The 21,431-nt window shown below is 61.2% G+C and carries 20 protein-coding genes; 6 read left to right on the forward strand and 14 right to left on the reverse strand.

Going from position 1 to position 21,431, the window contains the following annotated elements; all coding sequences use genetic code 11:
• Positions 1 to 70: 70 nt before the first annotated feature.
• On the forward strand, positions 71 to 3,391 hold the full coding sequence (locus AC097P_RS10795) for an ATP-binding protein (RefSeq protein ID WP_479610393.1): 3,321 nt from the start codon (positions 71 to 73) through the stop codon (positions 3,389 to 3,391).
• 6 nt (positions 3,392 to 3,397) lie between these two features.
• On the opposite strand, the gene AC097P_RS10800 is transcribed toward AC097P_RS10795, so the two are convergent.
• The 12 genes from AC097P_RS10800 to AC097P_RS10855 all read right to left on the reverse strand — a co-directional run bounded on the left by AC097P_RS10800 (position 3,398) and on the right by AC097P_RS10855 (position 14,619).
• The gene (locus AC097P_RS10800; RefSeq protein WP_479610394.1) at positions 3,398 to 3,805 is read right to left on the reverse strand and encodes a response regulator; all 408 of its coding nucleotides are present in this window, start codon (positions 3,803 to 3,805) and stop codon (positions 3,398 to 3,400) included.
• An 18-nt stretch (positions 3,806 to 3,823) separates the two neighbouring features.
• Positions 3,824 to 5,569, reverse strand: coding sequence for a putative bifunctional diguanylate cyclase/phosphodiesterase (locus AC097P_RS10805; protein WP_479610395.1), 1,746 nt, complete (start codon positions 5,567 to 5,569; stop codon positions 3,824 to 3,826).
• Positions 5,566 to 5,955 carry a response regulator gene (locus tag AC097P_RS10810; protein WP_479610396.1) on the reverse strand — a complete coding sequence of 130 codons (390 nt, stop codon included), beginning with the start codon at positions 5,953 to 5,955 and terminating at the stop codon, positions 5,566 to 5,568. Before AC097P_RS10810 ends, AC097P_RS10805 begins: the two co-directional genes overlap by 4 nt.
• A gap of 216 nt (positions 5,956 to 6,171) precedes the next feature.
• A complete protein-coding gene (locus AC097P_RS10815; RefSeq protein WP_479610397.1) occupies positions 6,172 to 8,130 on the reverse strand; it encodes a PAS domain-containing sensor histidine kinase in 1,959 nt (652 codons plus the stop codon).
• Between the two features lie 34 nt (positions 8,131 to 8,164).
• Entirely contained in the window at positions 8,165 to 10,363 is a 2,199-nt protein-coding gene (locus AC097P_RS10820) for a sensor histidine kinase (protein ID WP_479610398.1), read from the reverse strand.
• 33 nt (positions 10,364 to 10,396) lie between these two features.
• Positions 10,397 to 10,990 carry a DUF4337 domain-containing protein gene (locus AC097P_RS10825; RefSeq protein WP_479610399.1) on the reverse strand — a complete coding sequence of 198 codons (594 nt, stop codon included), beginning with the start codon at positions 10,988 to 10,990 and terminating at the stop codon, positions 10,397 to 10,399.
• A 1-nt stretch (position 10,991) separates the two neighbouring features.
• Entirely contained in the window at positions 10,992 to 11,492 is a 501-nt protein-coding gene (locus AC097P_RS10830) for a dihydrofolate reductase (protein ID WP_479610400.1), read from the reverse strand.
• A 15-nt stretch (positions 11,493 to 11,507) separates the two neighbouring features.
• Positions 11,508 to 12,338, reverse strand: coding sequence for a thymidylate synthase (locus AC097P_RS10835; protein ID WP_479610401.1), 831 nt, complete (start codon positions 12,336 to 12,338; stop codon positions 11,508 to 11,510).
• Positions 12,338 to 12,652: a CcdB family protein gene (locus AC097P_RS10840; RefSeq protein WP_479610402.1), complete on the reverse strand. Its 315-nt coding sequence runs from the start codon at positions 12,650 to 12,652 to the stop codon at positions 12,338 to 12,340. Before AC097P_RS10840 ends, AC097P_RS10835 begins: the two co-directional genes overlap by 1 nt.
• Position 12,653: 1 nt before the next feature.
• Positions 12,654 to 12,926: a type II toxin-antitoxin system CcdA family antitoxin gene (locus tag AC097P_RS10845; protein WP_479610403.1), complete on the reverse strand. Its 273-nt coding sequence runs from the start codon at positions 12,924 to 12,926 to the stop codon at positions 12,654 to 12,656.
• A 269-nt stretch (positions 12,927 to 13,195) separates the two neighbouring features.
• The gene (locus AC097P_RS10850) at positions 13,196 to 13,921 is read right to left on the reverse strand and encodes a carbonic anhydrase (RefSeq protein WP_479610404.1); all 726 of its coding nucleotides are present in this window, start codon (positions 13,919 to 13,921) and stop codon (positions 13,196 to 13,198) included.
• A gap of 101 nt (positions 13,922 to 14,022) precedes the next feature.
• Entirely contained in the window at positions 14,023 to 14,619 is a 597-nt protein-coding gene (locus AC097P_RS10855; protein WP_479610405.1) for an LON peptidase substrate-binding domain-containing protein, read from the reverse strand.
• A gap of 43 nt (positions 14,620 to 14,662) precedes the next feature.
• Here AC097P_RS10855 and AC097P_RS10860 point away from each other — a divergent pair, with 43 nt between their 5' ends.
• Positions 14,663 to 16,438 (forward strand): ABC transporter ATP-binding protein, encoded by a 1,776-nt coding sequence (locus tag AC097P_RS10860; RefSeq protein WP_479610406.1) that lies wholly within the window; start codon positions 14,663 to 14,665, stop codon positions 16,436 to 16,438.
• A gap of 99 nt (positions 16,439 to 16,537) precedes the next feature.
• On the opposite strand, the gene AC097P_RS10865 is transcribed toward AC097P_RS10860, so the two are convergent.
• Entirely contained in the window at positions 16,538 to 17,974 is a 1,437-nt protein-coding gene (locus tag AC097P_RS10865; protein WP_479610407.1) for an FAD-binding oxidoreductase, read from the reverse strand.
• The gene (locus AC097P_RS10870) at positions 17,971 to 18,417 is read right to left on the reverse strand and encodes a DUF2069 domain-containing protein (RefSeq protein WP_479610408.1); all 447 of its coding nucleotides are present in this window, start codon (positions 18,415 to 18,417) and stop codon (positions 17,971 to 17,973) included. The genes AC097P_RS10865 and AC097P_RS10870 overlap by 4 nt, the downstream gene beginning before the upstream one ends.
• A gap of 20 nt (positions 18,418 to 18,437) precedes the next feature.
• Between AC097P_RS10870 and AC097P_RS10875 the strand changes: the two genes are divergently transcribed.
• Genes AC097P_RS10875 through AC097P_RS10890 form a run of 4 tightly spaced genes read left to right on the forward strand, consistent with a single transcriptional unit; the run spans position 18,438 to position 21,060 of the window.
• Entirely contained in the window at positions 18,438 to 19,655 is a 1,218-nt protein-coding gene (locus AC097P_RS10875; RefSeq protein WP_479610409.1) for a YihY family inner membrane protein, read from the forward strand.
• Positions 19,656 to 19,657: 2 nt separating this feature from the next.
• A complete protein-coding gene (locus AC097P_RS10880; protein WP_479610410.1) occupies positions 19,658 to 19,888 on the forward strand; it encodes a hypothetical protein in 231 nt (76 codons plus the stop codon).
• Between the two features lie 3 nt (positions 19,889 to 19,891).
• Complete coding sequence (locus tag AC097P_RS10885) at positions 19,892 to 20,359, forward strand: group II truncated hemoglobin (RefSeq protein WP_479610411.1); 468 nt, start codon at positions 19,892 to 19,894, stop codon at positions 20,357 to 20,359.
• Between the two features lie 53 nt (positions 20,360 to 20,412).
• Positions 20,413 to 21,060: a dihydrofolate reductase family protein gene (locus AC097P_RS10890; RefSeq protein WP_479610412.1), complete on the forward strand. Its 648-nt coding sequence runs from the start codon at positions 20,413 to 20,415 to the stop codon at positions 21,058 to 21,060.
• Positions 21,061 to 21,431 lie beyond the last annotated feature (371 nt).

Here is a 21,431-nt window from a genome sequence, read left to right on the forward strand (position 1 = left end):
GAGGGTAACCCAGAACGCGGTGGCGCTTCGCGTATGTATGATGCAAAACCTGTCCAATCACTCACTGGCGATGGAACTATTTATAGTTAACGAGGACCTTGCCGCGCTGGAACATGCGTTGGCAGCCGCGCAAGGCGACGCCAGTCTGTCACTGACCGTCGCTTGCGTCTGGCACCTGCGCCAGCGCGATTGCCAGCGCGCGCTGGCATTGGCAGAGCAAGCCGAAGTGCTGCTGCCGCAAAGCGGCTTGTCCGATTCTGATCGCGCACGGCTGATGGCTCGCATGCAGCTGTCGCGCGCCGAGATCAAGCTGCTGTTTGGCGAAGCCCCGGCAGCCCAAGAGCTGGCTGCTGCCGCGGCTGCCGGCTTTGAACATTTACAAGATGCGTTGGGCACCGGTGATACCCACTGGCTGCAGGCCTCTATCTGCGTGGACCGTGGTAACAGCCTGCAGGTGGCCGAGTGTCTGGTGCAGGCTGCTGCGGCCTACCGGGCAACGGACGACACCGTACGCCAAGCCGCCGCTGCGGCGCGCAGCCTGGTCAATGCCTCGTTCCGGGAACCGGTGGCTACCGCGTCCGCCCTGCAAGAGCAATTTCCACCGAACCAGACGCTGCCGGTGGCCGTGCTCGCTTGGGCAGCTGCGGCTCGCGCCAATGTGGCCGGCCTGACGGATGACCCAGGTGGCTCCATCAAGCATGACCTGACGGCCTACCAGGCCGCACTGGACAGCGGCCAGGTCCGCCAGGCTCTGGTGTCGGTGACAAATTCGGCCGAATCCTTTGCGACGCTGGGGGACCTCGACGCCGCGCTGGAGTGGAGCGAACGCGCGCTGGTGCTGGCGCGCAAGACCACCTGGCCACCCAGCATAGGCTTTTGCCTGATGCAGTTGGGCGATGTAATGCGCCTGCTGGGCCGGCATGAGGAGTCGCGGCAATACCTGCAAGAGGCCTTGGTGCTGATGGGTGCGCAAGCCGGTTCGCGCAACTACGAACTGGGCTTGGGCAACCTGGGCCAGCTGGCGCTGGACGTGGGTGACTACGCGGCCGGCCTGGAATCCTTTGCCAAGTTGGAGGCGCATGGCCGCACCGAAGTCGAGCCCGACCTCGCCATCAAGGCGTGGCGTGGTCAGGCCAGTGCGTTGTTCCGGCTGGGCCGCCTGGAAGAGGCCCACAGCAAGGCTGAGGCCGCATTGGCGCTGGCCCAGCGACAAGGCAGTGCTGAGGGACAAATCCAGATCCTGCGCATCTTTGCCCAGATGCACCTGGAACAAATGACGGATGCTGCCGAGGGCGGAAGCGCGCAAATGGCCTTGCGCTACCTGGAGCAGGCGCTGGCCATCGCCGGGGGAATGGGCGGCTACCACGTATCGCCCGAACTGATTGAGCAAGTGGCCGCCGCCCATGCAGCGGCGGGCAACTTTGACGCGGCCTACAAGAACGCTCTTGCAGCCAGCGCAGCCCGCAAAAAGTCACAACACCATGAGGCTCAGAGGCGCGCGCTCGCGCTTCAGGTGCGCCAGCAGGTGGAGCAGGCGCGGGCCGACACCGAACACCACCGCAAACTCGCTGCCACGCTGAAAGACACGGCCGCCACACTGGAAACGCTGGGCGTTATAGGGCGCGAAGTCACTGCCAGTCTGGACGCTGCTGCAGTCTTCGCTGCGCTGCACCGCCACGTGCACGAGCTATTGGATGCCACGGCGTTTGCAATCTTCCTGGTGCTGGCCGACGAGCCCTTCTTGAAGATGGTCTTTGGCATGGAGGCCGGCGTGCCATTGCCGCAGTCACGCGTGGCGCTGGACAGCCCGACTGCCGTCTCGGCACGCTGTGCCCGCGAGCGAAAAGAAGTGCTGGTAGAGGTGCCGATGGGCAAGACCACCAGCAGCTGGATGCCCGGCACGCTGCCCCCGGGTAGCCTGTTGTATGCGCCGTTGATGGTCGGCGAGCGCCTGCTGGGGGTGATGACCATACAGTCGCCCAAACCGCAGGCCTACGGCGAGCGGGAACGCTCCATCTTCCACACGCTGTGTGCCTACGGTGCGATTGCGTTGGACAATGCCTCGGCTTATGCCGCAGCAGCCGCTGCGCAGCGCGAGGCGGACGAGGCCAATGCCGAGCTGCGCCAAACCCAGGCCCAACTGGTGCAGGACATTGCGGAGCGCGAACGCATAGACCAGGAGCTGCAGGCACTGAACAACAATTTGGAAGCCCGCATCGCGCGACGCACCCAAGAGATGCGCGCCACGCTGGCGATGCTGGCCGAGAACAGGCAAAAGCTGCAGGGCATCGTGGATACTGCGCTCGATGCAGTCATCCGTGTCGACAGCATGGGTGCGATCGTGGGCTGGAACCGGCAGGCGCAGCTCATTTTTGGCTGGACAGCGGAGCAGGCTGTCGGCCAGGCACTGCACGAGACCATCATCCCGCCGCAACACCGCGAAGCCCACTTGCACGGCTTGGCGCGCTACATGCAGGGCGGGACACCCACGGTCGTTGACCGGCGCATCGAAATCACCGGGCTACACCAGAGCGGCCGCGAGTTTCCGATCGAACTGGCCATCACCCGGGTGCTGCTGGATGATCCGACGAAATTTGAGTTCTGCGCCTTCATCCGCGACATCTCGCAGCGCCGCCAGGCCGAGGAAGAAATCCGCACGTCGCTTGCGAAGCAGAAGGAACTGAACCAGTTGAAGTCGCGCTTCGTGTCCATGGCGTCGCATGAGTTCCGTACGCCGCTGGCCACCATCCTCTCGTCAGCGGATCTGCTTGCCCACTACTATGCGCGGCTTGCGCCGGCCGAGCGAAGCGACTTGTTCGGCTCTATCGCACTGGCCGTGAAGCGCATGACCAAAATGCTGGAAGACATTCTGGTGATCGGCAAGGACGAAGAGGAACGCATGGAATGCAACCCGGTGCCGATGGCGCTGGACACGTTTTGCCAGGCCGTTGTACAGGAGCAGCTCGCCGAGTTGACAGGTGCCGGTCCGCTGCGGCATGCGCTGGAATTGACACTGCGTGGCGATGCACTGCATGCCTGCTTTGACGAAAAGCTGATGCGCCACATCTTTAGCAACCTGCTGTCCAACGCCGTCAAGTATTCTCCCGGCGGTGGCACGGTGGGCTTTGCTGTGCATGGAGGCGAGCACGGCTTTACGTTTGAAGTCAGCGACCAGGGAATTGGCATTCCGCAGGACGATCTGCCGCGGCTGTTCGAAACCTTCCACCGCGCTGCCAATGTGGGCAACATCCCGGGCACAGGCCTGGGTCTGTCGATTGTCAAACGCTCAGTCGATTTGCATGGCGGTACGCTGTCGGTGCGCAGCTCGCTGGGGCAGGGGACGGTGTTCACCGTGACGCTGCCCAGATTGGAAAGACCGAGGCAGGTCTGAAGGCGGTTAGATGACCTTGAGCGCGGGGCGCCCCTGCTCCAGCGCCAGCTTGATCCGATGCTCCAGCAGCGTTCCGGTGAAAGGCTTGACGATGAAATCGGTCACGCCGCCCGCGATGGCGTTGCGAACCATGTCCGCAGCATTCTCGCCAGTGATCATGATGAAAGGCAGGTTGAGCAGAGATGGCGTGCCGCGCACCTTTTCCAACAGCTCGCGGCCGGACATTTTGGGCATGTTCCAGTCGCACAGTACCAAGTCAAAATTCTGGGTGTTCAACTGCTCCCAGGCCTCATGGCCATTGGTCACGGTGGATACATTGGCAAATCCCAGCACACCCAGAAGCCGGCGCAGGATGTCGCGCATTTCGTTGAGGTCTTCGACCACCAGTATCTTGGCGTTGGCATGTGTGATCACTTCGTACCCTTGGACTCTCTATGAAAAGGCGGTCGTCTTCGATCGGTTCCTCAGCCACAGCACAACTTCCTCCACCGGCATGGGTTTGCCATGCAGGTAGCCCTGTATCTGGTCGCAGCCCATCTCATGCAGCAGCTTGTGCTGGTCTTCGGTTTCCACACCTTCGGCGATGACGTCCAGCCCCAGGCTGTGTGCCAGGTTGATGACGGCACCGGCTATGGCCTGGTCTTCGCGGTTGGTGCACAGGTGGCGTACAAAGGACTGGTCGACCTTGAGCACGTCCAGTGGAAACCGCTTCAGGTAGGCCAGGCTGGAGTAGCCAGTACCGAAGTCGTCAATCGCCAGCTTGAGGCCCAGCGCCTTGAGCTGTTTGAGCACGTCCAGCGTGTGCTGCAGGTCCAGCATGGCCGTGCTCTCGGTAATCTCCAGCTCCAGTTGTGTCGGGTTCAGGCCCGTGCTTTCGAGCACGGAGCGCACATGGTGGAGCAAATGCGGATCGCTGAACTGGCGCAGCGAGAGGTTGACCGCAACCCGCAGCGGCGTCGCGCCTGCGGGCAGGTGCGCCTGCCACTGAATGGCCTGTTTGCAGGCCTCTTGCAGTACCCAGGCACCCATGGGCACAATCTGGCCGTTGTCTTCTGCAATGGGAATGAAGCGCACGGGCGACACCAAGCCGAGTTCAGGGTGCCGCCAGCGCATCAGCGCCTCAAAGCCAATGAGGCTGCTGTCAGATGCCATGACCTGGGGCTGAAAAAACGCCTCCAGTTCCTGCCGTTCCACTGAGCGGTGTAGGTCGTTGTGCAGACGGAAGGTGGCCGACAGGTCGGAGGTGGAGGAGGGCTCGTGTACCACCATGCGCTGGGCCGACCGGGCCCGCGCTGCGGCCAGTGCAATGTCCAGCCGTGCCAGCATGGCGGCCGGCAGTTCACCCTCCACGGCCCGGGCACAGGCACCGATCGACACCACGGGGAACTGCTCCTGGCCGTCCAGCGTAATCGCCACCGACATGGCGTCAAGCAGCGCCAGGGCCAGCGCATCTAGCGGGCGGCCCGTAGGCCAGTTGGGCACCAACAGGGCCAGGCGATCTTCACCCAGGCGGCCTACCGTGTAGCGGCTGTCGCGCAGGTGCTCGGAAGTATTGGCCAGCAGGCTCAGGCGCTGGGCCATCTGGCGCACCACATCGTCGAGCTGACCCACGCCCATGATCTGGGCCATCTGTGACAGGCTGTCCAGGCCAATGACCCACAGCGCAGGGCCATGGCCCTTTTGCTCTTTGAGTGCCTGACCCAGCAGCAGCAGCAGGTGGCTGCGGTTGGGCAGACTGGTGATCGCATCAAAGTGGGCCATCTGGTGCGCCTGGCTGGCCAGCTGGCGGGCTGCGAGCTGCAGCGTGGCAGCCTTCTCAAGTTGGGAGCGTATGCAGTCCAGCAGTTCGTCGCGCTGGAAGGGTTTGGTCAAGTAGTCGTCAGCACCCAGATTCATGCCCTCACGCACATCGCTACGGTCGGCCTTGGCGGTCAGCAGCACCGTGGGGATATGGGCTATGAGGGGGTCGGCGCGCAGGGCCTGTACCAGCTGGTGGCCGGTCATCTCGGGCATCATCACGTCGCTGAGCACAATGTCAGGCAGGTGATCGCGCACCAGTTGCAGAGCGTCCCGGCCGTTGGGGGCGGCCCAGACTTCGTAGTTTTCCAGTGTCAACAGCCGGGTCAGGTTGGCCCGGATGTCGGCTTCGTCTTCTGCAATGACAATGCGGTGGCTCATAGGGAGGGTGCCTGGGGCTTTAGGTGCGCTAATTGGGTTGCCAGCAACTGGCGCAGGTTGGCAAGGTTAAACGGCTTGGTCACGTAGCCGGTGGCGCCTTGCTGCAGCGCTGACTCCAGCTTTTCGGGTTCGGCGCTGGCAGACAGGAACACAAAGGGTATGCCGCGCAATGCAGGGTCTGCCTGCGTGGCGGCCAGCACTTCAAAACCATCGAGGTGCGGCATCATGACGTCACACAGTATGAAGTCGGGCTTGTGTTCGCGTATGGCTTCCAGGCCCAGGCGGCCATCTACCGCCTGCAGAACCTGGTGTCCTTCGAGCACCAAAAACCGCACCAGATTCTCGCGAATCGGGGCCTCGTCATCAATGACCAAAATGCGTGCCATGTGCAGCCTCAAACAGTGGATGTGGTACCGAGGTACTGCTGCCCAGTATTTCTACCGGTTCCGTGATGCGCGTCAGGCCCATGCGTCGCCTCCCTTGGTTTTTGGTACGTGGTTCCAAACGGTCTTCGCCGCATTTCTGCCGAATTTTACGGATATCACGGTTATATCCAATGGGGCAGTGATATCCAGGGGTTCCGCACGGTGGTTGCCATTGGCTTAGCCCGGTTGGCGACCCAGACGGACCGTGAAGCAGGTACCCTGTCCCTGCTCGCTGCGTACTTCAATGCGCCCGCCGTGCAGGTCCACCGAATTCTTGACGATGGCCAGACCCAGACCGGTGCCCTGGATATTGCCGACATTGCTGGAGCGGTGGAAGGATTCGAACAGGTGCGCTATCTCGTCACTGGGTATGCCAATGCCCTGGTCCGTGACTTCAAATACGGTGTCCTGCGCTTCATGGTAGACCTGGAAGCCCACCTCACCCCCGTTGGGCGAATACTTGATGGCGTTGGACAGCAGGTTACCGAAAATGTGGCCCAGCAGCTTTTCGTCATAGATGCCCCAACCAATATCCTCGGCAAAGCTGGTGCGCACCGTACAGGGGGAGTCGGGCAATTGCGTGCGCGCCTCGTCGACCAGGCCCAGGCACAGGGCCACCAGATCAATATTGCAGGGCTTGAATTCCAGCATCTGGGCTTCGACCTTGCCTATCAGTAGTACGCGGTCCAGCATGCGGGTCATGCGCTGCACGCTGCTTTCGATGCTTTGGATGACCTCGATTTTTTCTTGCTCTGGTAGGCGGTCCCCGTAGTACTTCAACAATTCTGCCGATGACAGGATGGTAGCCAGCGGCGTGCGGAACTCGTGGCTGGTCATGGCCACAAAGCGCGAGCGCAACTCGTTGAGTTCCTTCTGGCGGTCCAGTGCGTCGCGGATTTCCTGTTCGGCCTGCTTGCGTTCCGTGATGTCTAAAAAGGTCCAGATAACGCCCGAATCCGGGTCCAATGGGCGTACACATCGCCCCGCCAGATGCACCCAGAACAGTTCGCCATTCTTGCGCTTGAGTTGCCGTTCTGCGGTGTAGGTGCCCAGCGTGGCCAGGGCTTGGCGGGTTTGAGGTCCTACGGAATGCCACTGCGCGTCGCTGGCATGCACGATGCGCGAGGACTGACCAATCAACTCCTCGCGCGGGTAGCCCACCATCTCGGCAAACTTGTCGTTGACCCACTCCTGCTCGCGGTTGCGTGAGAAGACGATGCCTACCAGCGCGCTGTTAAGAATGGCTTCGCGCTCGGACGAGGTGCGGTGCAGCTCTTCTTCCAGCAGTTTGCGGTCGGTGATGTCGGAGTAGAAGGTCAGCGTGGCGGGTTGACCCTCCCAAGGGACTATCGTGACGCCAATCTCGAGCCACTGGATTTCGCCATCGGGCTGTAGCAACCGGATCTGGTAATGGTTGATGACGTCTTCGCCCGCCAAGCGCCGGCGCCGGCGCTCCTGGACGATGGCGTGGTCGTCCGGGTGTACGCGGTGCAGAAAGCCGAACGCCAGAAACTCTTCGTGCGATATGCGCGCAATCTCGGAGGCTCGTGCATTGGCAAACACGATGTGCTCGCCCTGCAGCACGATCATGCCTTCGCCCACGTTCTCGATGACCAGCCGGTAGCGTTCTTCAGACCGGTGCAGCGTGTCGATCATCGTCTTGCGATCGGTGATGTCCGAGAAGAAGGTCATCGTGGCCGTTTGCCCCTTCCAAGGGATTACCGATGCATGCACCTCCAGCCAGCGCACGCCGCCATCAAGCTGGAGGCAGCGGATCTCGAAGCGGTCGGGAATGGCCTCGCCCACCCGGCCTTTGTTGCGCAGCTCGTCGACATAGGCATGGTCATCGGCGTGCACCCAGGTCAGCAGGCTGTGACCGACGACGGATTCCATGGGCCTGTGCAGAATCTCCAGTGCCATGCGGTTGGCATACAGCACAACGCCGTTCTGGTTGATGCACATGCCTTCGCCCAGGTGCTCGACGACTACGCGGTTGAAATCTTCAGACAGCCGGATTGCCTCCTGGGCTGCACGGCGGTCCAGGCTCAACAGGTCGAGCAACTGGGTTTCACGTGCCTGGAGGCGTTCCACGGTCTGCTGCAGGCTTTCCATACTGGGCGGGTGCTGGTTTTGCATGTGGTGTGCTGGGACTGGGCTGTGTGGGCGGCGTCTACAGGGTGACGGTAAAGCAGGTTCCTTCGCCTATTGTGCTGCGCACGGTGATGGTTCCGCCATGCAATTCCACCGATTTCTTCACAATTGACAATCCCAGGCCGGTGCCGGCGATCGCGCCCACGTTGCTGGCCCGGTGGAATGAGTCAAACAGGTGGTGCAATTCGTCGGACGGAATGCCGATGCCGTGGTCCTGCACGTCAAAGACAGTACGCCCTTCTGCGCTGCGGACCCGCATGTCAATGGCGCCGCCCACTGGCGAGTATTTGAGCGCATTGGACAGCAGGTTGCTGAAAATGTGGCGGCACAGCTTCTCGTCAAAACCCTGTCCGTCGGGCTCGGCTTGCCAGTCCAGTGTGATGCTGCTCTTGGCATCGGCATGCTGCAGCGCAGCGTCTTTGATCAGCTGTTCGCACAGCTCTTTCATATCCATCGGCTTGGGTTTGAATTCCAGCATCTCCGCCTCGGCCTTGCCAATCAGCAGGATACGGTCCAGCATCTGCGTCATGCGTTGCACACCCGCTTCTATGGATTGCAGCATGCCATCGCGTTCGGCGGGTGAGACCCGGTCACTGTAGTAGCGCAACAGTTCGGCCGATGACAGTATCGAGGCCAGCGGTGTGCGGAATTCGTGGCTGGTCATGGCAACGAAGCGGGAGCGCAGTACATTGAGTTCGCGCTGGCGTTCCAGTGCTTCGCGGATATCGTCTTCGGCCTGGCGGCGGGCGGTCACGTCCAGCAGCGTCCAGATCACACCGGCGTCAGGGTCGTTGCCCTCCACGCATCGACCGGCCAGCAGCACCCAGATCCTTTCGCCGTTCTGGCGTCGGGTGTAGCGCTCACCGCTGTAGGTGCCGTGTTGGCGCAGGCTGGCTTCGGATCGGGCCTTTTCGGCCAGATAGACTTCGTCGGACTCGTAGAAGATGCGCGGCGATTGTCCCATCAGTTCTTCGCGCCGGAAGCCCGCCATCTCGGCACACTTCTCGTTAACCCAGACGATACAGTCTTTGACATTGAGGCTAATGCCCACAAGGGCTGTGTTGAGCATCGCTTCGCGCTCAAACGTGGTGCGACGCAGTGCCAGTTCGGAACGGTGCATGGCCTGCGATGCCTGCATGCGCGCAATCGCACTGCTGACATGGTGGGCCACGTGGGCCAGCACCTCAGCATCGGCTTCGGTGTAGACCGCGCCCGGGTCGTAGCTGCGAATGGCAAGCACGCCGTCCACACTGCCGCGTATTCGCAGCGGCACCCCAAGCCAGGCGGAAAAGCTCAAATCACCCACGGCCTGGGTCACCAATCCATCGCGTAGAAGTTGGGCCAGGCGAGCCTGGTCTACGCGTTGGGGCTTCTCGGTAGCGAACACAAATTCGGTCAAGCCCAGACGCATGGGAACGTTTTCGTTCTCGAAAAACATGTTGTCGGAGGGGTGCACGTCATACGGGTAGTTTTTGACGTTGCGCTCCAGGTCGATCAGGCAGATGAAACAACAGGGCGCCACCATGAGCTGAGCGATCAGTTCGTGCGCTTTGGCGCAAAAGTCGTACAACGAATCCCCCTGGGCCGCTTGCACTGCCAATTGGTAGAAGACGCGGTACAAGGCCTCGCTCTGGCGGCGCTGCCGGGTTTCGTGCTCCAGCTTCACATGGGCGGCGCGCAGGGCGTCGTAAGACTGCTTGCGCTCTATTGCCGTACTGACATGGCGGGCCACGAAGGACAGCAGGCGAACATCCGACGCGTTGTAGGCCACATCTGCGTCATAGCTCTGCACGGTCAGCACTCCGCCCACGCGGCCGTTGATATGCAGCGGCACGCCCAGCCAACTGTTAAAGCTGAGGTCGCCGGTGGCCTCGGTTATGTCGCCGTCGTTTTGAAGCGCGCAATAACGCTCAGCGCTGATCAACTCGGGCACACCACTGCGCAGCACGAACTCGGTCAGCCCCCTGCGCATGGGAACGTCCGTCTCTTGCATGGAGTCCCCATCGCGCTCGTCTACGTAATAGGGAAAGTTCAGCCGCCCGGGCTGATCGCTGAGCAGGCACAGATACAGGTTCTTGGCCGGGATCAGTTCCCCCAGCAGGCGGTGCAGCGTGCCGCCAAACCCGAACAGAGTTTCCTCGGTCGCCGCACCCTCGGCGATCTGGTACAGCACCTTGTAGGTTGCACTGCTGAAACCCGATTCGTCGAATGCGTCCATGGTCGGGCTTCAGTTCAGGGCGTACCTACCAGTTCAGATATGGAAAACGGCAAGAGCGCCTACGACCAGCCCCGCAGCGCCCGCTGCAAACATTGCGTACTCGACCCACTTCTTCTTGGTCAGCAGGGCGATCGCGGCCAGCGCAATGCAGACCTGCAGCACCGTGGTCGACTGTGCCCAGCGGTGGTGTTGGTGCATTTGCTCGTCGCTCTTGTGGTCCCAATCGGTGGCTTCTGCTTCCAGCTTGTCGGCACCCACCTTGATGTCAGTTTTTTCCTTCTCGTAGCGGTCCACCTTGGCCTGGTACTTGGTCTTGTCCGCTTCGCTGGTGGCTAGGTCGCGCGACATTTCGGCCAGCGACTGCTTGGTGCTCTTGGACTGGAAGTAATTCCACTGGTTGGAGGCCTCGGTCTTCTTGATGGCCGCATTGTTCTTGTACAGGCCGGCATTGGCCTGCGTGGCACCGCCCATGTAACCAAAGATGGCGCCAATGGTGGCAATGATGGCCGTGAACATTGCGATCTGGTTGATCATGCCGCCGCTGTCGTGGCCCCCGTGGGCGCCCTGTTGGGCGTGTTCGAGTTCGTGGTCGTGTGGGCCGTGTACGTGAAAACCTTGTCCTGACATGCTATTTTCCTTGGGGTTGCGGGTTGCGATAGGTCACAAAGCTGAAGTTCAGACCATTGACCGAAGTGTGGGATTCCCTGCTGGTTTCCTGCCACTGTGGGCCGAATTGTGGAGCAAACGCATCACCATCAAAATCGGCGTCGATTTCGGTCACGACGGCGGTGTTGGCCAAGGGCAGGGCTTGCGCATAGATTTGCGCGCCCCCCAATATCCACACGTGTTCAAATTGCTCACAAAGTGATAGCGCATGCGGCAGGCTGGACGAGGGCTGAGCACCCGTTTCGCTCCAACCTTCTTGGCGGGTGACGACCACATTCATGCGCCCGGGTAGGGGCCTAAAGCGCGGCGGTAGCGAATCCCAGGTCTTGCGGCCCATGATGACTGGGCAGCCCAACGTGGTGCGTTTGAAGTGCGCCATGTCCTCCGGCAAATGCCAGGGAATGGCGTTGTCTTTTCCGATAACGCCGTTGCGTGCGCGCGCAAAGATGACATGCAATTGCATGGGAGTCTCCAAAACTTACACCGCTACCGGTGCTTTGATGGCGGCGTGGCACTGGTAGTCCAGCACCTCAAAGTCTTCAAAGGCGTAGTCAAAGATGGACGCTGGCTTGCGCTTGATGTTAAGCGTGGGGTACGGGTAGGGCGTGCGGCCAAGTTGCAGCTCCACCTGCTCATGGTGGTTGCTGTAGATGTGGCAGTCGCCCCCGGTCCAGATGAAGTCGCCCACGTCCAGATCGCACTGCTGCGCCACCATGTGGGTCAGCAGCGCGTAGCTGGCAATGTTGAAGGGCACGCCCAGGAAGATATCGGCGCTGCGCTGGTACAACTGGCAGCTGAGTTTGCCCTTGCCTGCGGGCTCGGTAGCTGGTGCTACGTAGAACTGGAAAAAGGCGTGGCACGGCATCAGCGCCATCTTGTCCAGGTCGGCTACGTTCCAGGCGCTGACAATGATGCGGCGTGAATCGGGGTTGCTTTTGAGCGTTTGGATGACCTGGGCGATCTGGTCGATGTGGCCGCCATCGGGCGTGGGCCAGCTGCGCCACTGCACGCCATACACCGGGCCCAGGTCGCCATCGGCACGCGCCCATTCGTCCCAGATGCTGACGCCGCGTTCCTTCAGCCAGTTGTTGCTGCTCGAGCCGGTTAGAAACCACAGCAGCTCCTGGATGATGGAGCGCAGGTGCACCTTCTTGGTGGTGACCAGCGGGAAGCCTTCTGTGAGGTCAAAGCGCATCTGGTGGCCAAACACGCTGCGCGTGCCGGTGCCGGTGCGGTCGGTCTTGGCCACGCCCGTGGTGTACACGTGGCGCATGAAGTCTTCGTATTGGGAGCGGACGGGGTTTTGCATCAATAGCTTCCAAATAATGTATCCAAAGCGTTCTGAATAGCCAGTTGTTGTGAGCGCAAGCTATCGATTGCGCGTTTGCATGCAGCGAGGGGAACGGCGCCTAATGCGGGTGTGTCCATGACTACGCGCTGGCCTTTGACCTGAAATTCCGGATTGAGATCGGCAGTAAGCGGTGACAGTGCTGCCGAGTCCCACAAGGGCACCATCACGCGGGTTTGAAATCCCTTGATGTGGTCGTTCTGAACATCCAGAAAATAAGGAATAAGTTTGCGCTCCTGCGCGTCAGGGTTGGCATAGACATCAAACCGTGCCACCTTAGTTTTCCTCGCGTCCGTCGCCTAGGGATTTGCCCCAGGTTCGATACTTGGCCAGCGCTAAGCCATGCTTGGCAGTGCGAGCGTTATAGGCCTCAACCGCTTCCTTGTTATCCTCGTTCCATTTTTCCCAATACAGTCGTTTTACTTCCTCGGCGAGCAAGGTGTCCACAGTTTGGGAGATGTTGATGCCCATCTCGCGCGCGGCTTCCAGAACTTTGGAGTTCAGAGACAGGTTGGTTGCTTTTTTGGGGGCGTTCTCAAAGTGAAGCATGCCGGCTCTCCATTATGACTGCGCACAGTATATGCGCACCCTATGCCATTTGTCGCTACTTCAAACTCCCACCCTTGCGCTGCCCAGGCATGCAAAGCCTGCTGGGTGAAGTCGTCAGCGGCGGAAAATGTTCCCATGGCCAGCTCTTGCAGCGTTACATCGACCGGGGTGCCGAAAACGGTTACCGTGCCGATGAAACTGAGCACGCCTTGTCGGCGCCGGGATTAGGTACGCAAGATCCGACCCGAACCAGCCTGGTGATGGTGCCCCTAGCTGAAGAACTCAACGCGTCCGTCTTCCAGGTCGTAGCGGCCGGCCACGACCTTGACCTTTCCGTCCTTGATCAGGCCAGCCACGATGCTGCTCTTGCTGGCGATACGGGCGGCGGTGCGCATCGCGCTTTCACGGACGGCATTGTCGACAAAGTCACCCGGCTTGCCGTGCACCGCCTTGGCCGCCGGGACGATGGCCTGGACCATGGGGCCGATGGACGAAGGGAACTTGGTATTCTTCTCGACCACTTCGCAGGCCGCAACTACAGCGCCGCAGCGTTGATGGCCTAGTACGACGATCAGTGGCACACCTAACACGCCCGAGCCATATTCGATGGTGCCCATGGTCGCGCTGTCCACGGCCATGTTGCCTGCGTTGCGCGCCACAAATAGTTCACCCAGGCCGACGCCGCCAAACAGCAGCTCGGGTGGCACGCGGCTGTCGGCGCAAGAAACGATAGTGGCCCAGGGTGCCTGACCCTTGGCGACGTGCTCGCGTTGGGTATTGAGTTGGGCGGCGCAGAGTTCCGGGCCTTTGATGTACTTCTCATTGCCTTCTTTGAGCTTGGCCAGTGCCTCGTCGGCCGTCAGGCTGGTTCCCTTGCCACCGGCGGCAAATGCCGGCGCGGCCGACAACCCAAGGCCAGCCAATGCGCCGGCGGCCGTCAAGGACAAAAAGCCGCGCCGGGAGGCCCGGTGTTCTGCGTCGCAAACGTAGCACATGGTGAATCTCCTCTTTCAATCGGTGTGAAGGGTTCGGCCTATCGCGGGGGCAATGGACCGCAAACCACTATATCCACTCAGTTGCATTTCGTCACACTATTTCAGATGTCCATATAGCCTGCGATCTGGCGCAGCCGCTCCATCGGATCCCGCTGCGCCAATAACTGCTGTTTGGCTTCACCCGGAATGGGTAGCAGTTCCGTCCACCGGTTGGCAACCCAGCCGCATTCATCCAGGCGGTAAGGGGCAAAGATGGGTAGCGCCTGGCGCGAACCGGCCTGTTGCGCATCGGCGATGAGGCGGCCCAGCATATTGGCCATCGGCTGCAGATCCGGGGGAATGGGCTCGGGCGTATCTGCGGGCAGGTAGCGCACTTGGGCGTACCACACGCCAAACGGCCCGCGCTCATGCTCCAGCAGCTCAAAGCGCTGGCCACCCTGGCACAGCACCTGTAGCAGGGCGGGTTGTACGGCATCGACCTCTTGCAGATGGGCCAGTGTGCCAATGCGGTGCAGCTTGGGCACTTCGTCCGGTATCTGCACTTCATGGCCCTGCGCCAAGCCCACCACGCCGAAGGGAATGGCATCGCGCTGGCAGCGCTTGATCAGGTCCAGGTAGCGCACTTCAAAAATATTGAGGTGCAGCATGCCATCGGGCAACAAGGCCAGGGACAGAGGGAACAGGGGGATGCGGTCCATCGTCGGATTCTAGGCAAAGTGGTCAGCCACAATAATGACCACCATGCACCCCATACAAAAATTACTTGGCTACGCCGGCCCCTACCTTCGCGACATCCGTCTCGCCACTCTTTACTCCGTCCTTAACAAGTTCTTTGACATCCTGCCCGAGGTGCTGATAGGCGCTGCCGTGGACGTGGTCGTCAAGGGCGACCAGAGCTTTTTGGCCCGCCACATCCTTGTCGACTTTGGCATCACAAGCACCTGGCACCAACTGCTGGTGCTGGGCAGCTTGAACGTGCTGATCTGGGGCGGCGAGTCGCTGTTTGAATACCTGTACCACCTGAAATGGCGCGGCTTGGCGCAAGATATCCAGCACGACCTGCGGCTGGACACCTACCGCCACGTGCAGAAGCTGGAAATGGCCTATTTTGAGAACCAGCGCACCGGCAACCTGATGTCCATCCTCAACGACGACATCAACCAGATGGAACGCTTTCTGAACGGCGGCGCCAACCAGATCATCCAGGTGTTTTGTTCTTCGCTGATGATCAGCGCCGTGTTTTTTGCGCTGCAGCCCGGCATTGCCGTGATTGCATTGCTGCCGGTGCCCGCCATCCTGTTCGGAGCCTTCTGGTTCCAGAGCCGGTTGGCACCGCGCTACACCGAGGTACGCGAGGCGGCCGGTGACGTCAGCGCCCGGCTCAACAACAACCTGTTGGGCTTGGCTACTATCAAGGCCTTTGCCACCGAAAGCGCCGAAGCCGACCACATTGCGCAGGCCAGTAACAGCTACCGCGTGGCCAACGCTCGGGCCATCCGCCTCAGCTCCGCCATCACGCCAGTGATACGCACCGCCATCCTGGCCGGCTTTACCGCGACGCTGCTGTATGGCGGCTGGCTGACCATGCAGGGCCAGCTGGCGGTGGGTGCCTATTCGGTACTGGTCTTTCTGACCCAACGCCTGTTGTGGCCGCTGACCGGGTTGGCCGAGGTGGCGGACATGTACCAGCGCTCCATGTCGTCGATAGACCGGGCCATGGGGTTGCTGCAAACGCCCATCAATATTCCGTACGAAGGCCAGCACTTTCCCATCGACAAGGTCAAGGGTGAATTGTGTTTTGAGCATGTGGGCTTTGCCTATGCCGATACACCCACGCTGCAAGATATTGACCTGACCATTCCCGCCGGCAAGACTACAGCCTTCGTCGGCTCCACGGGCTCGGGCAAGTCCACGCTGGTCAAGCTGCTGCTGCGCTTCTACACCGCCCAATCCGGCCGCATCTTGCTGGACGGACAGGCCATTGACGGGCTCAACCTGCAAGACCTGCGCCGCGCTGTGGGGTATGTATCGCAAGACACCTTTTTGACGGACGGCACGGTGGCAGAGAACATCGCCTACGGCGCAGCCGGTGCCACCGATGCGCAAATTGCCGAGGCTGCGCGCGCCGCGGAGTGCACGGAATTCATCAACCAGCTGCCGCTGGGATTTGCCACACGTATTGGCGAGCGTGGCCAGAAACTCAGCGGCGGTCAGCGCCAGCGCCTGGCCCTGGCGCGCGCCATCCTGAAAAACCCACCCGTGCTGATACTGGACGAAGCGACCAGCGCGGTCGATAACGAGACCGAAGCCGCCATCCAGCGCTCGCTGGACGTGGTGAGCAGGGGCCGCACCACCATCGTCATCGCCCATCGGCTGTCCACCGTGCGCCAGGCCGATTGCATCCATTTGCTGGAGGCCGGGCGGATTGTGGAAAGTGGCACCCACGACGAACTGGTGGCGCGCAATGGTGGTTATGCGGCGTTGTGGCGGCTGCAGACCGGGGAAAGGGCCCACTGAGGGTTTGGGGTGAAAGCTTAAGTCGAATCGGGCTGTAGCCCTCGTGCAGCGTGCGTAAGCCGCTATTGAATTAGTAGCGAATTTGCTGGCGGTGGTGGGTCAGGGCCGCAACACCCGGCCCGGGTTCATCGTGTTCTGTGGGTCCAACGCCTGCTTGATGGCGCGCATCATGCCCAGGGCGACCGGCGATTTGTGCTGCTCCAGCTTGTCGCGCTTCAGGCTGCCCACACCGTGTTCGGCGGAGATGGAGCCTTTGAACTGGTCCACCATGTCGTAGACCACGGCGTTGACGCCTTTTTCGTCATCCCGCAAGAAGGCTTCGGCATCGGCACCCGCCGGGGCCTGTACGTTGTAGTGCAGGTTGCCATCACCCAGGTGGCCGTAGTTGACTAGGCGCACGCCGGGGTAGGCTTGTTGCAGCTGGGCGTCGGTCAGGCGCACGAATTCGGGGATGCGGGACACGGCTATCGAGATGTCGTGCTTGATGTTCAGCCCCTCTTGCGCCTGCGCCAGCGGGATGCTCTCGCGGATGTGCCATAGCGCTCGGGCTTGGGATATGTTCTCGGCGACCACGGCATCGATGACGCAGCCATCGTCCATGGCCACTTCCAGCAGGCGCTCGAAACGTTCGCGGGCGTGGGCTTCGGACTCTTGGTCCGAATTCTCCAAAACTACGCAATAGGGCGCATCGCTATCCTGAAACGGCACGCGCTGCTGGGGGAAGTGTTTGGTCACCAGGCTCAGCGCAAACTTACCCATGACCTCAAAGCCGGTCAACCCGGCGCTCAGATGCTGGTGCGCCAGGCCTAGCAGTTGCACTGCCGCGTCCAGCGACGGCACGGCGGCCATGGCGGTGAGCTGTGCCACCGGCAGCGGGTAGAGCTTCATCGTTGCGCCGGTAATCACACCCAGCGTGCCTTCGGAGCCGATCATCAGGTGGCGCAGGTCGTAGCCGGTGTTGTCTTTGCGCAGGCCGCTCAATCCATCCCAGATTTCTCCCTGTGGCGTGACCACTTCTAGGCCCAGGCACAGCTCGCGCGTGTTGCCGTAGCGTACGACCTGCGTGCCGCCCGCATTGGTGCCCAGGTTGCCACCAATGGTGCAACTGCCTTCCGATGCGAGGCTCAACGGGAACAGAAAGCCGGCTTTTTCGCACTCTTCCTGCAGCGTTTGCAGCACACAGCCAGCGTCTACCGTGATGGTCAGGTTGCCGCCATCCAGCGCGCGCACGCTGTTCATGCGCAGCAGGCTCAGCACGATCTGCGTGCCGCTCGCATCCGGTGTGGAGCCCACCACCATGCCGGTGTTACCGCCCTGGGGCACGATGCTGACGCCGGCCTCTGCACAGGCTTTGACGACGGCGGCCACTTCGGCGGTGGAAGCAGGGCGCACCACGGCCAGCGCACGGCCGCGTTCGCGCTTGCGCCAGTCCAGCTCCCAGGCGCTAAGGTCGCCCTCGGTCAATACGTGGGCCGCGCCCACGGTTTGCCGCAGTTGCTCCAACAGACTGCTGTGGGTGGCGGTGGTGTTTGTCATGCTTCGTCGGGTCCCTGGGTGGTCAATTGCGAATCGACCTCAGCCAATTGCTGGGCGCGGGCATTGGCCTGGCGCAGCCGCACATGGGCGGCGCAGGCTACAAACAGAAGTACGCACAGCACAATCTCCAGCATGGCCAGGTAGTTGCCCGGTGCCTTGTCACTCCAGGCGCGCACCACGCCTTCAATGAAATACAGCCACACCACCAGGCTGACCCAGCGGAAGGTGTACATGCGATTCTTCAGCAGGCCAGCCAGCGGAATGCATAGCGGCAGCGCCTTGAGGACCAGCCACGAGCCGCCCGGCCGCAGTGGCGCCAAGTACAACTCCCAGGCCAGCGCCAGCCCAATGAGCGCCAGCACGCAGCCCACGGCGAGCCAGCGGGTGAGTTGTACGGAAGAGGTAGTGGGAGAGGGCGGGGAGTAAGGGGCAGGCGTGTTCATCTCGGTGGCATCATAGCGGCATGCAACAACTTGAACGCCTAAGAGGCTGGCTCCACGAAGTCGCCCAAATCCCGTGGCTGGACGCCATCCGCACGCTGCGCGAACGCTTCCGCGAGGACCGTCTGGGTCTGACGGCCAGCAGCCTGACCTTTACCACCACCATTGCACTGGTGCCTTTTATCACCGTGGCGCTGGCTGTTTTCACGGCTTTCCCCATGTTTGCCAGGTTCCAGACCGTGCTGCAAAAGTGGTTGATAGAGAGCCTGGTGCCCGACAATATTTCGCGCCAGGTGCTGGGCTACCTCAACCAGTTTGCCGGCCAGGCCAGCAAGCTGGGCGTGGTGGGGCTGGCCGTGCTGCTGGGCACGGCGCTGGCCCTGGTGTTCACCATTGACCGCACGCTCAACAGCATTTGGCGCGTGCGCAAGCCGCGGCCCTTCGCGCAGCGCTTGTTGTTCTACTGGGCGGCGATCACGTTGGGGCCCGTGCTGCTGGCGCTGAGTTTGAGCATGACCTCCTACGCGGTGTCTTTTTCCAGGGGCGTTGTTGGCGACTTACCGGGCGTAGTCTCTCTACTGCTAATCGCTTTGCAATTCGTACTGGTGGCGGCGGGCATGGCCTCCATGTTCCGATTTGTACCCAACACCCATGTGCGCTGGGGCCATGCGTGGATAGGCGGCGTGTTCGTGTCCACCGGCATGGAGCTGGCCAAACGCGGCCTCACGCTGTACCTGAGCAGTGTGCCGACCTACTCAGTGGTGTACGGCGCCTTCGCCACGTTGCCCATTTTGTTGATCTGGATATACGTGGCCTGGGTCATCGTGCTACTAGGTGCTGCGCTGACTGCCTACCTGCCCAGCCTTTTGGCCGGTAGCACCCTGCGCCGCCTGCCGCATGGCTGGCGCTTTCAGCTGTCTCTGGAAGTGGTACAGCAGCTGGAGCGAACCCGCTTGGTCGATGGCAAGGGTCTGACGCTGGAGCAGCTGTGCAAGGTGCTGCATGTAGATCCGCTGCGCCTGGAGCCGCTGTTGCAAACCCTGATCAGCTTTGACTGGATAGGGCAGCTGCGAGAAGTACTCCAACCTGGCGACGAAGCCCGCTACGTGCTGCTGGTGGACCCTGACCGCACGTTGCTGGAGCCGCTGCTGAGCGCCTGGATGGTGGAGCGCACGCCCCAAACCGAAAAGATATGGCAGATCGGCCACTGGCCATCCATCACGCTGCGCGAGGTGATCTGAACATGAAGCCTTATTGGACCCACCCCGACGGTTCCACTGCTTGGTACCGCGTGCATATCAACGAGAAGAATTACTCGGTGAAAGTGCTCGAATCACCGTTTGAAGAAGACGTGGCAGTTACAGAGATCAAGCAGGAGTGGAGTGGTGGTAAGTCGGCTTCGCGCAGGATCGAGGCGGGGGAGGAATTTGACAGGGTCAGTGCGGCGTTCTTCGCGGCAAAGAAGTCAGAATAGGGTATGTCCGACACCACACCCACACTCTACTCCTGGCTCGGTGGCATCGCGTCACTGGAGCGCCTGACCGCCCGCTTCTACGAAAGGGTGCCGGGCAATCCCATGCTGGCCCCGGTGTTTGCCCACATGAACCCCGACCACGCCAAACACGTCGCGGCATTCCTGGCAGAAGTATTGGGCGGCCCCGAAGAATACTCGGCCAGCCACGGCGGGCATCCACACATGGTCCGCCAGCATCTGAACCGCCATCTGACCCAGGCGCAGCGGCGTGAGTGGCTTGCATTGCTGCTGGACACCGCCGACGAGCTCGGCATGCCGGATGACCCCGAGTTCCGATCCGCACTGGTTGGGTACCTGGAGTGGGGGTCCCGGCTCGCAGTGTTGAATTCACAAGACGGCGCCACCGTCAATCCCGATGCGCCTATGCCCAGGTGGGGGTGGGGCGAAGTCAAGGGCCCCTACATACCGTAGAGATCTTTGGGGCTGAGCAACAACCTAGTTTTAAACACAAAGGCACACATAAGATGGCACGGGTTCGCGTAGAAAGCTTCACCCTATCGCTTGACGGGTACGGAGCGGGGCCACACCAGGACATCAGCCATCCGCTGGGCATGGGCGGTACGGATCTGCACCAGTGGTTGTTTCCGACACGCACGTTCCAGCGCACCTTGTTCGGAAACGACGGTGGAACGACCGGGGTTGATGATGACTTTGCGGCGCGCGGCTTTGAGAACATTGGAGCCTGGATTTTGGGCCGGAACATGTTCAGCCCCGACCGCGGGCCCTGGCCGGACATGAACTGGAAAGGCTGGTGGGGAGACAACCCACCGTACCACGTCCCAACCTTCATCCTGACGCACCATGCGCGCCCTTCCATTGAGATGGAAGGTGGCACAACATTCCATTTCGTCACCGGCGGCATCCACGAGGCGCTGCACCGCGCGCGTGAGGCGGCCGGCGCAAAGGACGTGCGCATCGGCGGCGGAGCGCACACCATCCAGCAGTATCTTCAGGCGGGCCTCATTGACGAAATGCACTATGCGATCTCGCCCGTGCTGCTGGGTGAGGGGGAGCGGCTGTTCGAAGGCGTTGATGCGCGGGCTCTGGGGTATGAGTGCGTTGAGTTCGTTGGGTCGGAGAAGGCGACACACGTAGTCTTGAGGCGCCGATGATTTACGGTGGCTGTCTTCGTTAAACCTGCTATGGACCTCATCGTATGGGTCGACGTATTTGACCAACGTTCACTTTCAACTCTGCGATGAAACGAGGGTGGCTGGGTAGGCCCTATCGTGGGAAGGTGGTAGAGGTTTCAACCACGCTCTTGTCGACGGCGCAGAGGCAGACCTAGCATCAGACAGAATGGCGATCTGCCCTAGTTCCGAGAGCGCTACCATACGACGATGATCTATCCAATCGAAGGCGGATGTGTGGTGGTCAAGTTTTTTCGGACACATCAATAGATTGTTGTTTTGCCGATTCACGCTCGAAAGCGTTGGGTGACAAATTCCCCAGTGTTGAGTGCAATCGGGTGCAGTTGTAAAAG

The sequence above is a fragment of the Rhodoferax sp. ZS1R8 genome (assembly GCF_056521325.1).